Source organism: Vibrio sp. V38_P2S17PM301 (assembly GCF_009904845.1).
In the GTDB taxonomy this organism is placed as follows: Bacteria; Pseudomonadota; Gammaproteobacteria; order Enterobacterales; family Vibrionaceae; genus Vibrio; species Vibrio proteolyticus.
Map to the genome: position 1 here is coordinate 14343 of NZ_WXWO01000053.1, position 15278 is coordinate 29620.

At 55.6% G+C, this 15278-nt stretch carries 14 protein-coding genes; 10 read left to right on the top strand and 4 right to left on the bottom strand.

The genetic code is table 11. The features are described from left to right. Window positions 1-6: 6 nt before the first annotated feature. Complete coding sequence (locus tag CAG64_RS12125; protein WP_161488691.1) at window positions 7-621, top strand: DUF3157 family protein; 615 nt, start codon at window positions 7-9, stop codon at window positions 619-621. Here the strand turns inward: CAG64_RS12125 and trhA are convergent. Both trhA and CAG64_RS12135 read right to left on the bottom strand, forming a co-directional pair. Then, window positions 618-1268: a PAQR family membrane homeostasis protein TrhA gene (gene trhA, locus CAG64_RS12130; RefSeq protein ID WP_161488690.1), complete on the bottom strand. Its 651-nt coding sequence runs from the start codon at window positions 1266-1268 to the stop codon at window positions 618-620. The two genes, CAG64_RS12125 and trhA, sit on opposite strands and share 4 nt — an antisense overlap. 88 nt (window positions 1269-1356) lie before the next feature. Continuing rightward, a complete protein-coding gene (locus tag CAG64_RS12135; RefSeq protein ID WP_161454517.1) occupies window positions 1357-2145 on the bottom strand; it encodes a sporulation protein in 789 nt (262 codons plus the stop codon). A 613-nt stretch (window positions 2146-2758) separates the two neighbouring features. Between CAG64_RS12135 and CAG64_RS12140 the strand changes: the two genes are divergently transcribed. The 4 genes from CAG64_RS12140 (at window position 2759) to CAG64_RS12155 (ending at window position 6432) form a co-directional block, all read left to right on the top strand. Continuing rightward, the gene (locus CAG64_RS12140; protein ID WP_021706996.1) at window positions 2759-3025 is read left to right on the top strand and encodes a YihD family protein; all 267 of its coding nucleotides are present in this window, start codon (window positions 2759-2761) and stop codon (window positions 3023-3025) included. A 266-nt stretch (window positions 3026-3291) separates the two neighbouring features. Further along, window positions 3292-4710 carry a cytochrome c oxidase accessory protein CcoG gene (ccoG, locus tag CAG64_RS12145; protein ID WP_161454352.1) on the top strand — a complete coding sequence of 473 codons (1419 nt, stop codon included), beginning with the start codon at window positions 3292-3294 and terminating at the stop codon, window positions 4708-4710. 100 nt (window positions 4711-4810) lie between these two features. Beyond that, window positions 4811-5797, top strand: a complete 987-nt coding sequence (locus CAG64_RS12150) for a serine/threonine protein kinase (protein WP_040903143.1) — start codon at window positions 4811-4813, stop codon at window positions 5795-5797. A 29-nt stretch (window positions 5798-5826) separates the two neighbouring features. Next, window positions 5827-6432: a thiol:disulfide interchange protein DsbA/DsbL gene (locus CAG64_RS12155; protein WP_021706999.1), complete on the top strand. Its 606-nt coding sequence runs from the start codon at window positions 5827-5829 to the stop codon at window positions 6430-6432. A gap of 53 nt (window positions 6433-6485) precedes the next feature. On the opposite strand, the gene CAG64_RS12160 is transcribed toward CAG64_RS12155, so the two are convergent. Continuing rightward, window positions 6486-7412: an acyltransferase gene (locus tag CAG64_RS12160; protein WP_161488689.1), complete on the bottom strand. Its 927-nt coding sequence runs from the start codon at window positions 7410-7412 to the stop codon at window positions 6486-6488. A gap of 171 nt (window positions 7413-7583) precedes the next feature. Here CAG64_RS12160 and CAG64_RS12165 point away from each other — a divergent pair, with 171 nt between their 5' ends. Further along, window positions 7584-8543, top strand: a complete 960-nt coding sequence (locus tag CAG64_RS12165) for a DUF2860 domain-containing protein (RefSeq protein WP_021707001.1) — start codon at window positions 7584-7586, stop codon at window positions 8541-8543. Between the two features lie 3 nt (window positions 8544-8546). Here CAG64_RS12165 and CAG64_RS12170 read toward each other — a convergent pair whose 3' ends face one another. Beyond that, on the bottom strand, window positions 8547-10070 hold the full coding sequence (locus tag CAG64_RS12170; RefSeq protein ID WP_021707002.1) for a YifB family Mg chelatase-like AAA ATPase: 1524 nt from the start codon (window positions 10068-10070) through the stop codon (window positions 8547-8549). 467 nt (window positions 10071-10537) lie between these two features. Here CAG64_RS12170 and ilvG point away from each other — a divergent pair, with 467 nt between their 5' ends. Genes ilvG through ilvD form a run of 4 tightly spaced genes read left to right on the top strand, consistent with a single transcriptional unit; the run spans window position 10538 to window position 15275 of the window. After that, complete coding sequence (gene ilvG, locus CAG64_RS12175) at window positions 10538-12184, top strand: acetolactate synthase 2 catalytic subunit (protein ID WP_161488688.1); 1647 nt, start codon at window positions 10538-10540, stop codon at window positions 12182-12184. Window position 12185: 1 nt separating this feature from the next. Further along, entirely contained in the window at window positions 12186-12470 is a 285-nt protein-coding gene (gene ilvM, locus CAG64_RS12180; RefSeq protein WP_021707004.1) for an acetolactate synthase 2 small subunit, read from the top strand. Window positions 12471-12481: 11 nt separating this feature from the next. Continuing rightward, window positions 12482-13420 carry a branched-chain-amino-acid transaminase gene (gene ilvE / locus CAG64_RS12185; protein WP_021707005.1) on the top strand — a complete coding sequence of 313 codons (939 nt, stop codon included), beginning with the start codon at window positions 12482-12484 and terminating at the stop codon, window positions 13418-13420. Window positions 13421-13433: 13 nt separating this feature from the next. Beyond that, window positions 13434-15275, top strand: coding sequence for a dihydroxy-acid dehydratase (gene ilvD / locus CAG64_RS12190; protein WP_021707006.1), 1842 nt, complete (start codon window positions 13434-13436; stop codon window positions 15273-15275). The last annotated feature ends 3 nt before the right edge of the window (window positions 15276-15278 follow it).

Consider the following 15278-nt stretch of genomic DNA (forward strand, 5'->3'; position numbering starts at 1 on the left):
CCAATCATGAAACACTGGATTGCTCTGACTGGCCTGATCGCCAGCACTTCAACCTTGGCGGCTCAGGTCGTCACACTCGAGGATGGCCGTCAGGTCCGACTCAACGATGATTTTACCTGGCAGTATATGGTCAAGGACACGGCGCCAACCGACGCCACACCAGTGGCCGCCGCCGCGATCGCCACCTCGGCCAGTGTGGCTGAGGCAACCCCAGCCGCCAACCTGGTGACGGCCAAAGCCATTCCGCTTGCCGACCGCCACGTCGGGACGCTGGTGACCCCAGGCGCAGACAAGCCGACACTGCAGTTGTCCGATTCCGGCGTGAATGTGCTGCTGGGCGCCGCCCAGTATCAAGACGGGCAGCTGGTGATTCCGACGTCCATCACCAACCAGCAAATCTCGCAGTCGGTGATTTTAATCAATCTCGATCTGGTGATCGCCGATGCCAACGGGCAGGTATTGACGACCGAGACCCTGTCGGTGTGGCAGTCCATCAAACGCATGGCAGACACCTACCTGCGTCCGAGACAATCGGCTGACGGTCGCCTCATCAAGCTCAAGGTGCCTCAGGCTGAGCAGTATCAAATCAGTGCGAAAATCGTGGAAGTGACGACCCGTTAAATCGGGACAACGTAGAAATAAATGGCCAAAAAGTGACAGGCGCAGCCCGCCAGCACAAACCCATGCCAGATGGCGTGGTTAAACGGGATGCGCTTGGCCACATAAAAAACCACCCCCAGCGAATAGATGATCCCGCCAGCGGCCAGCAAAGTCAGGCCACCCACATCCAGATTAAGCGCCAGTTGATAAATCACCACCAGGGATAACCATCCCATCAGCAGATAGGTAAGCAGGGACAAACGTTTAAAGCGATAGACAAACGCCAGCTTCATCACGATCCCTACCAGAGCGATACTCCAGATCACGATCATCAGCCCAATCGCCAGCGGCGTGCGCAGACTGACTAACAGGAACGGGGTATAACTGCCGGCGATCAGCAGATAAATGGCACAGTGATCGAAGGTTTTCAGCGCCCGCTTGGCGCTTTGATGCGGGATTGCATGATACAGAGTCGACGCCAGAAACAGCACGATCATGCTGCCGCCGTAAATACTCATGCTGGTGATGGTCAGCGCGTCGGCGTCCATCTCCAGCGATTTAAGCAGCAGCAACACCAGACCGACGATGCCGAGAACCATGCCGATCCCGTGAGTGACGGCATTGGCAATCTCTTCTCGTAGGCTGTACGCCGTGTGGTTGGATGACATTTTAAGCCTTACTCTGGAGTCTAAAAAACATGCTCCAGAGTATGGCATATTAAGCGAACACCTGTAAGCTTAAAGTTTGAAATTACGGTTACGACGTCTGTTCAAGAAACGCCAGAACCTGCTTACCCGCTTGATCGGGCTCGGTGCCAGCGGCAATACTCAACTGGCGTTTGAGCTGATTCGAGCCCAGCAAGGATGCCATCAGACCCCGTCCGCCGCTGCGGTTACGATCGATTTCAAACCACAGCTTCAGCTCGTCCTCCTCGCGATAAGCCACAATTTCCAATTCCCGCCAGCGGCCATGATACGGCCCGGTGGTCGGCACAAACTCAAACTCCTGCACAAACGGCAGCGCAAAACCTTTGGCGGCCTCACACTCCACCTGACGAATCCGCAGCCCCTGCGCTTCCAGCTCAGTAAAAATACCGTCGATCAGTGGATCCGGGCGCACGGTTAACATGTCTTTGTCACTCGGGTCGACCGCCATCGCAATATCGAGCCCGGTTTCCAGCCACACTTTGGCATCTCCGATGGTGACGGGTGTGTTCCACGGTACATCCAGCTCGACCTCAAAATCGCGTGTCTCACCCGGATGAATGGTAAACGCGTACGGCAGGCTCCAGTGCGCCAATTGGTGCGTGCGTTTGACCCGCTGCATCTGACCGCCGCCGTTTTCCCGGTTGAGCGGCTCCTCGTCGATGTAACGGCAGCACAATTTGAGCTCAATGTTGTCGATCTCCTGTTGTGACGCACCACCATACACATGAATGGTGATGTTGACCGTCTGCCCCGGATACAACACTTCCTGGCGCAGCACCGAGTCGACTTTCGCTGAGCCGATACCAAAACTGGCGAGGGTTTTCTTGAAAAACGACATACACACCTCCTTGAATAAGGCCCATAGTAATCTGTCTTTTCCCTGAAACTCAAATCCGAAAGTGACAGGCTCCCGGATGAGATCACCAACATACACCCGGACGTCGCCCGGGTATATACACCAAATGGATTGATTAAATGTCGATCAATTCAACGGAAGCTGCTAATCTATTCGCGATATGCATGCATATCATTATTCCTGGCTGATTAATTGGATCGGCGAACGCCAGAAAGAGCCAAACTTCAACGTGTTTGAAGCCCAACTCATGGTCAGCCAGGCCATTCATTTGGCAATGGATATGCCTGACAGTTAGGTAAGTTAATGCGCCCAACAACCGTCAGGTTCTCGCAAACAAACCGCAGTGCAATGCGTCGTCGTAGTGGTTTCGCGGCTGCTCCGACTAGCAAAAAAACAGCGCCTGCGATGACTTTAGTTGAGCAGACTGCGCTTGCAGCCCCTGCGCCAAATAAAGTCGTTAAAGCGGCATAAGTCAAAAGCGCAGCTTCCACTGCGCTTTTTTATTGCCCGTCCGTCTCGCTCCTCCCCATAGTTGGTGTTCCTCGCCGGATCTGATACCTTACGACAAAGACCTATAAATTGTGTGGAGAACGTTATGCAATGCCATCGTATCGAAGAACTGGTTGAGCTGTTGCAACCCGAATGGCTCAAAGATCAGGAACTCAATTTGATGCAATTCATCGCCAAACTGGCCGCTGAAGCCGGTTATCAGGGCCCGCTTGAGGCACTGACCGATGACGTGCTCATCTATCACCTGAAAATGCGCAACAGCGGCAAAAACGAGATGATTCCAGGGCTGAAAAAAGACCAAGAAGACGATTTCAAAACCGCGATTTTGCGCGCTCGCGGGATCATCGATTGACCACGAAAACTGATTGACTGACAAGGCGACCTCGGGTCGCCTTGTTGCCATCTGATCGGAGATTTATTGCCAAAACTGTAGCGATCTTTGTTGTTAAAGGTTGATAGCGTTAAAGAAATGAAATTGTTATTGGTTGTATAATCGCCGTCCATAAGAATTTACTAAAATATTTAAAGCCCGGGCTGATTTTAGCGCCGCGGCACTGAAGCCATGTCACCGGAGCGGAATCGGCAGAAATTTCGCCCAGAGCTCAAGAAGGAAGCGTAATGAGTCAGGATAAAATCGACATCAAAGATGTGACGCCCAAAACCTTTAATCCCAAGACCCACAAAGGGAACCAGGACAGGTTTAATCCCGGCAACCGCATCTATGTCCGCGAGAGCAAAGGCACCTATCAACAATTGCGCCGCTACGGTGGCTGGTTTTTGCTGGTACTGTTTGCTGCCATTCCCTGGATTCCATACGGCGATCGCCAGGCGATTTTGCTGGACATCGGCAATCAGCAGTTCAACTTTTTCGGTACCACCCTTTACCCGCAGGATCTGACCCTGCTGGCGCTGCTGTTTATGATTGCCGCTTTCGGCCTGTTCTTTATCACCACTTTCCTCGGCCGGGTGTGGTGTGGCTATCTGTGCCCGCAGACGGTGTGGACCTTCATGTACATCTGGTTCGAGGAAAAGCTCGAAGGCAGTGCCAACAAACGCCGTAAACAGGACGCAGGCAAACTCACCGCCAATCTGGCACTGCGCAAAACCGCCAAACACGCAGCCTGGCTGGGGATTGCTCTCGCCACCGGGTTCACCTTTGTCGGCTACTTCGTGCCAATGCGGGATTTGGTGATCAATTTCTTTACCCTCAGCGCCAGCTTCTGGCCGGTTTTCTGGATCCTGTTTTTTGCCGCTTGTACCTATGGGAACGCCGGCTGGATGCGCTCTATCATGTGCATCCACATGTGTCCTTACGCCCGTTTCCAGTCCGCCATGTTCGACAAAGACACCTTCATCGTCGGTTATGACAACCAACGCGGCGAGCAACGCGGTCCCCGTCCGCGCAAAGCCGATCCCAAAGCGCTCGGACTGGGCGACTGTATTGACTGCGATCTGTGTGTGCAGGTCTGCCCAACTGGGATCGATATCCGCGATGGACTGCAATACGAGTGCATCAACTGTGGTGCCTGTATTGATGCCTGTGACAACACCATGGAGCGGATGGGGTACGCCAAAGGGCTGATCAGCTACACCACCGAACATCGCCTGGGCGGTAAACACACCAAGGTCATGCGGCCAAAACTGCTTGGCTACGGCGCCGTCATGGTGCTGATGATCGGTCTGTTCTTTGCTCAAGTCGCCAGTGTCGATCCAGCGGGCCTGAGCGTACTGCGAGACCGCAACCAGTTGTTCCGCATGAACGGCGCCGGCGAAGTAGAAAACACCTACACGCTGAAAATCATCAATAAGACCCAGCAGCTGCAGGAGTATCAACTCAGCGTGAAAGGGTTAAGTGATGTCTCCTGGTATGGTAAACAAACCGTGCAAGTCCAGCCCGGTGAAGTGTACAACCTGCCAATGAGCCTCGGGGTCAACCCGGACAGCCTGAGCAAACCGATCGCCACCATTCAGTTTGTGCTGTCAGATGAACAGGACTTTACCACCGAAGTGGAAAGCCGCTTTATTAAGAAGCTCTAACCCGCTCAATTAAGGCTCAGCAATGAGCCTTTTTTATTGCCCACCGGAAAGCGGTCAACTCATGCTAGTATTAAGGGAGTTTTATCAATCAAGCATTTATATGACCGAACAAGCCTTTAATTTTGACGCCCTGACTCCGGATTTTATGTGGTATGCCCTCGAAAGCATCGGCATCCGCGCCGAGTCGGGATTTCTGCCGCTCAACAGCTACGAAAACCGCGTCTATCAGTTCAGTGATGAAGACCGGCGCCGTTTTGTGGTCAAGTTCTATCGCCCCGGGCGCTGGAGCCCTGAGCAAATTCAGGAAGAACACGACTTTACCCAGGAGCTGTTGGAAGCCGACATTCCAGTCGCCCCACCCGTACGCTTACACGGTGCCACGTTGCATCACTACCAGGGGTATCTGTTTGCGCTGTTTGCCAGCGTCGGCGGGCGTCAGTTTGAGGTCGACAACCTTGACCAACTCGAAGGCGTTGGGCGCTTTCTCGGCCGGATCCACAAAGTCGGCAGCCGACAGCCATTCCAGCACCGCCCGACCCTCGGCCTGGACGAATACCTTTATCAGCCGCGGGCACTGCTGCAACAGTCGCCGTTTATTCCGCCGCATCTGCAAACGGCGTTTTTTAACGACCTCGATCTGTTGATCACTGAGCTGGAGCAACACTGGCGTCCGGATGCTCAGCTTATCCGGCTGCACGGTGACTGCCACCCGGGTAACATTCTGTGGCGCGACGGGCCGATGTTTGTCGATCTAGACGACAGCCGCAATGGTCCGGCCGTGCAGGACTTGTGGATGCTGCTCAGTGGCGAGCGCGGTGACAAACTGATGCAGTTGGATGTCATTCTGGACGCGTACCAGGAGTTTTGCGATTTCAATCCGGCCGAATTGAAACTTATCGAGCCATTGCGTGGTCTACGAATGGTGCATTACATGGCATGGCTAGCAAAACGCTGGCAGGATCCCGCATTTCCGATTGCTTTCCCCTGGTTTGATGATCCAAAGTATTGGGAAAGTCAGGTCCTGGCGTTTAAAGAGCAGATCGCCGCTTTAGGCGAAGCGCCGCTGTCTCTGATGCCACACTATTAGCCGTTAGACAAGAAATCATGGAGAACACAATGAAAAAGCTGTTTGCCTTTGCTGCAACACTGATGTTGAGCCTGAGCGCCCACGCGGCTCAGTTTAAAGAAGGCGTCAACTACACCCAGGTCGACAATCTTGAGCCCGCGGCCAAGCCGACCGTGAGCGAGTTTTTCTCGTTTTACTGTCCGCACTGTAACGAGTTTGAGCCTGTCATTCAGCAACTCAAACAGCGTCTGCCTGCGAACGCTACCTTGCAGAAAAATCACGTCTCGTTCATGGGTGGCAACATGGGCGAAACCATGAGCAAAGCCTACGCGACCATGGTGGTTCTCGGCGTGGAAGACAAAATGGTGCCAGTGATGTTCAACCGCATTCACAACCTGCGTAAGCCACCTAAAGACGCCGCAGAACTACGCCAGATCTTCATCGATGAAGGTGTGGATGGCAAGAAGTTCGATGCCGCATTCAACGGCTTTGCCGTCGACTCGATGGTGCGCCGCTCTGACAAACAGTTCCAGGACGCGGGTCTGCGCGGCGTACCGTCCGTGATTGTTAACAACAAGTACCTGGTTCAAACACAGGGACTGCAGTCACTTGACCAATACTTCGAACTGGTTAACTACCTGCTGACACTCAAGTAATTCGCAGACACAAAAAAACCAGCCGCTGTGGCTGGTTTTTTTCACAGCGACCGTTACGGCTGCTGCGTGCACCGCGCTTTCGACAGCAATTCGTCGGGCGCGCGGCGGTAAATCTGCGCCAGCCGGGCGTCTTTGTCCTGCCATAGCTGCCCCAGCCAGTGCTGAAACTGGCGCTTGTAAGGTTTGTCATTGAAATAGTCGCCCTGCACCTGCTCATCCACGGGCAGCACTTTGACATGCACCACCACTTTTCGCATCCGCCCCATGAGCGCATCGCGAAACGGTTTGTCGCGGTTGTCGGGGTACGCCAGCGTGACGTCGATGATCTTATCAAACTGCTCACCCATCGCCGCCAGGGTGTAGGCAATCCCACCGGATTTCGGCGCCAACAGATGCTGATAGCCAGCGCGGCTGGCCGCCTGCTTTTCTGCGGTAAAACGGGTGCCCTCGACATAATTCACCACCGTGGTCGGGGTGTGGCGGAATTTGGCGCAGGAGCGACGGGTGGTGAGCAGATCCTGGCCGCGCTTTTCCGGATGACGCAGCAGATATTCACGCGAATAGCGGCGCATAAACGGCATATCCAGAGCCCAGCAACCCATGCCGATAAAGGGCACATAGAGCAGTTGCTGTTTGAGAAAAAACTTCGGCATCGGCAAGCTATCTTTGAATACGCCACACAGCACGACGATGTCAGTCCAGCTGAGGTGGTTGCTGATCAGCAGATACCAGCCATCTTTTTTCAGCCCATCCAGTCCCTGAACGTCCCACTCAATCTGGTTGGTGAGATTCAGCACTGCATGATTCACGCTCGCCCACAACCACATCACCCGATTGGCCAACTGTGTCCCTTTTGCTTTCAGCGCCGGTGTGGGGATCAGCAGCTTCAAAATTGCAATCAGACAGATCACCACAGAACACACCGCAGAGTTCAGTGCCACCAGGAAAACATTCAGGATCAGGATAAGATAAGCCAACATGATTGATTAACGCGCCAGAAATGTGAACAATAAAACAGCGTGTAATTATACAAGGCCCAATTCACATTGGAATCGCCAGACCAATGGTCTGATTAGTTTTATTGTGCTCGTGCCTGCACAAATGCAACAGACAGTTGCGACATTTATCATCAAAAACAAGGAGCTTAACGCATGATGCGTGCGATCCCCATCTTTTCACTGAGTGTGCTGGCCTTACCAGTTCACGCAGCGCTGGCCCCACAAGCAGGCCTGAGCGGCGAAATTGCATTCAACGTCGGTTACACCTCAAGCACCTCCAATTTTAATACCGACGGCGACAAAACCATCCGCTCACTCGATCACGAAGCCAGCTCTGAGAGTGGTTTCCTGCTGGCACCACTTGGCAGCGTCGCCTATACCTTCGGCAGCGCCCGCCAGCAACAGATCTACGCCGGTACCTCGCGTGAAGACATCGCGGTCGGGACACTGGCGTTTGAACTGGGGTACAAGTATCAAATGCCCGGTGGCACCATCGTCGACGTATCCGTGTTACCCACTATTCTCTCTGGTGAAGTATGGCGCAATCCGTACGCCACCGACGTCGCGCGTAAAGAGACCGATGTGGACGGCATCGCCTACCGTTTTAAACTCGACAACATCGGCGGCACGCCTCTGACGCTGGACTTTGCCTACGGCCAGAAAGACGTTGACCACGATGACGTCACCGACCGCGACCTGCGACGCGATGGCGACCTCTACTACGCCAAAGCTCAGTATCGTCTGCCGTTAAGCCGCAGCGTGTTCCTGATGCCGGCCGCGACCTACATCCACTTTGATGCCGACGGCCGCGCCAACAGTTATGACCAATACGGCGCGGAACTCAGCCTGTTCCAATCGTTCGGCGCGCACAATCTGGCTCTGACGGCTGGGTACGCCACACGTGATTTTGAGCATGGCGCTGCCACCTTCAACGGCCGCGCGCGCGACGAAGATGAACTAAGCCTGTTTGCCGCTTACGAATATCAGCAACCGTTCGGCTGGCAGAACTGGTCACTGGTGGCCCTTGGCGGCTACAGCGAAACCAGTGCCAACCTCGACTTTTACGACGCGTCGGAATACTTGCTCTCGCTGGGTGTCAACTACACCTTCTGATCCTCACACCGCCTGCGCGGTGAGCTGTTTGAGCAGCCGATCCATTGCCCGGTATCCCAATGCTTCCGCCAAATGGGGCCGGGCAATCTGTTCGGTCCCTTCCAGATCCGCAATGGTGCGCGCCACTTTGATGATGCGGTGATAAGCTCGAATCGACAGCCCCAACCGGTGCAGCGCACTTTCAAGAAACTGCGCATCGGCTTTCGCCAGCGGGCAGTGGCGCTCAATTTCCCGACTGCCAAGCAAAGCATTGGCTTTCCCGCTGCGGCTGAGCATCTGCGTTCTGGCCTGCGCCACCCGACCGCGAACCACCTCCGTCGGCTCACCGCGATCGCCGCCTTCCGCCAACGTGCCCTGTGGCAGGGACGGAATTTCGATCGACATATCAAACCGATCCAGCAGCGGCCCGGACAGACGGCTCAGATAACGCAGGATGATTTGCGGGTTGACCCGTGCCTGATTGCCTTCGTAGTAGCCCGTCGGGCTGGGATTGAGCGCCCCCACCAACTGAAAACGGGCCGGAAAGCGGGTCTTCCCCTGAGCTCGTGAAATGATGATCTCCCCGGATTCCAGCGGCTCACGCAGCGAATCCAACACCTTGCGTTCGAACTCCGGCATCTCGTCGAGAAACAGCAGGCCATTGTGTGCCAGCGAAATTTCCCCCGGACGGGGCACCGAGCCGCCGCCCACCAACGCAGCCATCGAACTGGAATGGTGCGGCGCGCGAAACGGACGCAGTTTCCAGTTGTGCTGATTGATCTCCTGTTGGGTAAGGGAGGCGATCGAAGCTGTCTCCATCGCCTCTTCATCATTCATCTCCGGCAACAGATCGCACAATCGCGACGCCAACATGGTTTTACCGGTTCCGGGCGGACCCAGAAACAGCAGGTTGTGATTACCCGCCGCGGCGATTTCCAGTGCGCGTTTGCCCTGTTGCTGGCCGATAATGTCCTGTAAATCCCGTCCGGATGCACGGCGTTCACCCTGGTCAGGTGACCGATGCAACCCCAGCGCCTGCTGGCCACACAGATCCGCACACACCTCTAGCAACGCCTGCGCCGATTTATGCGGTGCGGCCCCCACCAGCGCCGCCTGATCGCCATTGTCATGCGGCACGATCAGCGCGCGGCCAATATGCTTGGCCGCCAGAGCTGCTGGCAATACCCCTTTGACCGGCCGGAGCGCGCCGGATAACGCCAGCTCGCCGACAAACTCGCACTCGTTCAGACGAGTGCGCGGCAGCTGCTCTGAAGCGGCCAGTATTCCGAGCGCAATTGGCAGATCAAAACGGCCGCCCTCTTTGGGCAAATCCGCCGGCGCAAGATTGACCGTGATCCGTTTGGCCGGAAACTCGAAACGCGAGTTGATGATCGCGCTGCGCACCCGATCTTTGGCTTCTTTGACGGTGGTTTCCGGCAACCCCACTAAGGTGAAACCCGGCATTCCGTTACTGATGTGTACTTCCACCGTCACCGGCGGCGCTTCCACCCCGACACTGGCACGGCTGTGGATAATGGCTAAGCCCATAAACCTTCCTTGTTACTGATTACAAACCATTCATCCCTGTTATCGGCACGAATACGATCGAGCAACCTTGTTATATAGCGCGTACAAATGCTGACGGAATGTGAAAAAAGAATGAGTTTTTGCTTGTCAATTAACAGAAAGGTGTGTTAACACTAGAGACGCAAACCGTTTCGTACCATATTTACGCAACACAACAAGACGAAAAAATAATGACGATTAACGCCCGCTTCAACGCACTTATTACCCTGATTATCGTGGTCCTGATTGGTACCGCGCGGGGGATTGTGGGCGACAAATAACCACAAATTCAAAAAAACCCCCGCACTGAAAAGTCCGGGGGTTTTTTTACAGCTCAAGAAGCTGCAATGGACACATAACGACAAGTCGAGAATGACAGGAAGAACGGGAGCGCACATGCCGTGCAACACAACACAACAAGGCTACCAGGGTAGTCAGGGAGGCTTACGATGACAGGTGCTCAATTAGTCGTAGCCGCATTAAAACAACAAGGCATCCAAACCGTGTTTGGTTATCCGGGTGGCGCCATCATGCCAATCTACGATGCCTTGTACGACGGCGGGGTAGAACATATCCTCTGCCGTCACGAACAGGGCGCGGCCATGGCCGCCATCGGAATGGCCCGGGCCACTCAGGATGTGGCAGTCTGTATGGCCACCTCCGGGCCGGGCGCCACCAATCTGGTGACAGGTCTGGCCGATGCTTTTCTCGACTCCATCCCCTTAGTCGCCATCACCGGCCAGGTCGCCAGCTCTCACATCGGGACCGATGCGTTTCAGGAAATGGATGTCATCGGCATGTCACTGGCGTGTACCAAGCACAGTTATCTGGTGACCGACATCGAGGAACTGGCGCCAACGCTGGCCGAAGCGTTCGAAGTGGCCAAAACAGGCCGACCCGGTCCGGTCATTGTCGATATCGCCAAAGATGTCCAGTTGGCCCAGACACCAGTTACGGTACTGCCTCCCTTTACTCCACCTCCCGCCCCCCGAGCCAGCGATGATGCTCTGGTCAAAGCTCAAACCCTGTTATCCCAAAGTACCCGTCCGGTGTTGTACGTCGGCGGCGGGGTCCAACTGGCCAAAGCCACACACGCGGTACGCGAGTTCCTGCGTCTCAATCCGATGCCCACCGTCAGCACGCTCAAGGGCCTTGGCACCATCGAACGCCACGATCCCCACTATCTCGGTATGCTGGGCATGCACGGCACCAAAGCCGCCAACCTGGTGGTACAGGAGTGTGATCTGCTGATTGCCGTCGGTGCACGTTTTGATGACCGGGTGACGGGCAAACTCGATACCTTTGCGCCACACGCCAAAGTCATCCATATCGACATCGACGCTGCCGAAATTCATAAGTTGCGCGAGGCACATGCGCCGCTGCGCGGGGAAATCGTCGATCTGCTGCCAAAACTGGAACTGACCCAGGATATCTCCCCTTGGGTTCACCACAGCGAAAGCCTGCGCAGCGGATTCAAATGGCGCTATGACCATCCGGGCGAACTGATCTATGCCCCACTGCTGCTGAAGCAGCTATCCGACATGATGCCAGACAGCGCCATCGTGTCGACCGATGTCGGCCAGCATCAGATGTGGGCCGCGCAGCACATTCAGCCACGCGAACCGCAGAATTTCATCACTTCTGCCGGTCTGGGCACCATGGGCTTCGGTCTGCCGGCCGCCATGGGCGCCGCGGTCGCAAGACCCGATGATCAGTCTATCCTTATTTCAGGAGACGGCTCATTTATGATGAACGTGCAGGAGCTCGGCACACTCAAACGCCGCCAGATCCCAGTCAAGATGGTATTGCTCAACAACCAGCGTCTCGGCATGGTGCGTCAGTGGCAGTCACTGTTCTTTGACGGTCGCCACAGTGAGACCATTCTCGATGACAACCCGGATTTCGTGATGCTGGCCAAGGCGTTTGATATTCCAGGAAAAACCATCACCCGTAAAGAGGAAGTGCTGCCCGCCCTGGAAGAAATGCTGGCGAGTAAAACCGCCTACCTGCTGCACGTGCTGATCGATGAAGAAGAAAATGTCTGGCCGCTGGTTCCGCCGGGCGCTTCAAACAATGACATGCTGGAGAACACCTAACATGGAAAGATACCTGATAGACATCAAAGCGGATGATAAACCCGTGCTGCTGGAACGTGTACTGCGTGTCACCCGCCACCGGGGTTTTGTGATCAAACAGGTCGCCGCGACCCAGAATCACGCCAGCAAAATTGCCAGTGTGGAAATCATTGTCGACAGCGACCGCCCTATCTCATTCCTGACCAATCAGATAGAAAAGTTGTGGGATATTCGCAGCGTTGACGTTACTTTAATCAAGAGTAACGAACTCCCGAACAACAACTTACAACACAAAGTTTGCGCATAAGGAAGGCAATGATGGCAACAAAAACAGCAGAATACATTTGGTTTAACGGCAAGCTGGTCCCTTGGGCAGAAGCGAACGTCCACGTGCTGACCCATGCGATGCACTACGGCACCTCCGTGTTTGAAGGCGTCCGTTGTTACAACACGCCAAACGGACCGATTGTCTTCCGTCATCGTGAACATGCGCAGCGCCTCAAGGATTCCGCCAAGATATACCGCTTCCCGATCCCTTACTCGGTCGATGAACTGATGGAAGCGACCCGCGAAACCCTACGCGAAAACAAACTCGATAGCGCCTACATTCGTCCGCTGGCGTTTGTCGGCAACGTCGGCCTTGGCGTTTGCCCGCCTGCCGACACCGCAATGGACGTGATCATCGCTGCGTTCCCCTGGGGCGCGTATCTGGGGGAAGAAGCGCTGGAAAACGGCGTCGACGCCATGATTTCCAGTTGGAACCGCGCGGCACCCAACACCATTCCGACCTCCGCCAAAGCCGGCGGCAATTACCTGTCATCACTGCTGGTCGGTGGTGAAGCGCGTCGTCACGGCTACGATGAGGGCATCGCGCTCAGCGTTGACGGTTACCTGTCAGAAGGGGCAGGCGAGAACATCTTCGTGATCAAAAACGGCGTGTTGACCACCCCACCAGCGACCGCCGCCATTCTGCCGGGCATCACCCGCGATTCGATCATGACCATCGCCCGCGACAAAGGCTACGAAGTGCGCGAAGCCAACATTTCGCGCGAAGCCCTTTACCTGGCGGACGAAGTGTTTATGACCGGTACCGCCGCAGAAATTGTGCCGGTGCGCAGCATTGACCGTATCGACATCGGCGCCGGCAAACGCGGCCCGATCACCCAAGATCTACAAGCAGCTTACTTCGGCCTGTTCAACGGCACCACCGAAGACAAGTGGGGCTGGTTAGATTACGTATACCCACAAGCGAAGTAACAAGGACAAGGAAATGCCAAAATACAGATCAGCCACCACCACCCATGGCCGCAACATGGCCGGCGCCCGCGCACTGTGGCGCGCCACCGGCGTCAAAGACGAAGACTTCGGTAAACCGATCATCGCGGTGGTGAACTCCTTCACCCAATTCGTACCGGGGCACGTACACCTCAAAGATCTTGGCCAGCTGGTGGCACGAGAAATCGAAGCCGCCGGCGGGATCGCCAAAGAATTCAACACCATCGCCGTCGACGACGGCATCGCCATGGGCCACGGCGGCATGCTCTACTCACTGCCTTCGCGCGAGCTGATTGCCGATTCTGTCGAATACATGGTCAATGCCCACTGTGCCGATGCCATGGTGTGTATCTCCAACTGTGACAAAATCACCCCGGGGATGCTGATGGCGTCAATGCGCCTGAACATTCCGGTGATCTTCGTCTCCGGCGGCCCCATGGAAGCGGGTAAGACCAAACTGTCAGATCAGATCATCAAACTCGATCTGGTTGATGCAATGATTCAGGGCGCCGACCCGAAAGTCTCTGACCAGCAAAGCGAACAGATTGAACGCTCAGCGTGCCCAACCTGTGGGTCGTGTTCAGGCATGTTTACCGCCAACTCCATGAACTGTCTGACGGAAGCGCTCGGTCTGTCACAGCCAGGTAACGGTTCACTGCTGGCCACCCATGCCGACCGCAAAGAGCTGTTCCTCAGCGCCGGTCGCCGCATCGTCGAGCTGACCCGCCGTTACTATGAACAAGACGACGCCACAGCCCTGCCACGCAACATCGCCACCAAAGCCGCGTTCGAGAACGCTATGGCACTCGATATTGCCATGGGCGGTTCCACCAATACCGTCCTACACCTGTTGGCGGCGGCACAAGAAGGCGACGTCGACTTTGATATGACCGACATCGACCGTATGTCCCGTCAGGTTCCGCACCTGTGTAAAGTGGCCCCGTCGACCCAGAAATACCACATGGAAGACGTGCACCGCGCCGGCGGCGTGATTGGCATTCTGGGTGAGCTGAACCGCGCCGGCCTGCTGCACAACCAGTCCAAAACCGTACTCGGCCTGACCTGGGAAGAACAACTGGCGCAATACGACATCATGCAGACCCAGTCGGAGCAGGTAAAATCCTTCTACCGCGCAGGTCCCGCCGGCATCCGCACCACTCAGGCCTTCTCCCAAGATTGTCGCTGGGACACACTGGATGACGACCGTGAACAGGGCTGTATCCGTACCCAAGAGCACGCGTTCAGTCAGGATGGCGGCTTGGCCGTACTGAAAGGCAATATCGCTCTGGATGGCTGTATCGTGAAAACCGCCGGGGTTGACGAAAGCATTCTGAAATTCACCGGCCCGGCCGTGGTGTTCGAAAGCCAGGAAGACGCCGTGGACGGCATTCTCGGTGGCAAAGTCAAAGCTGGCGATGTGGTGGTGATCCGCTATGAAGGTCCGAAAGGCGGCCCGGGCATGCAGGAAATGCTTTATCCGACCACCTACCTGAAATCAATGGGACTGGGCAAAGAGTGTGCGCTGCTGACCGATGGCCGTTTCTCCGGCGGCACCTCGGGCTTGTCAATTGGCCATGCCTCTCCGGAAGCGGCCAACGGCGGCGCCATTGGTCTGGTGCAAGATGGCGACCAGATTGCGATTGATATTCCAAACCGCACCATCGCTTTGCAAGTACCGGAGCAGGAACTGGCCGAACGTCGCAGCCGTCAGGATCAACTTGGCTGGAAACCGGTGTCGCGTCAGCGTGAGGTGTCTTTTGCACTCAAAGCATACGCCAGCATGGCCACCAGTGCCGACAAAGGTGCGGTCCGTGATAAGTCCAAACTTGAGGACTAGCGG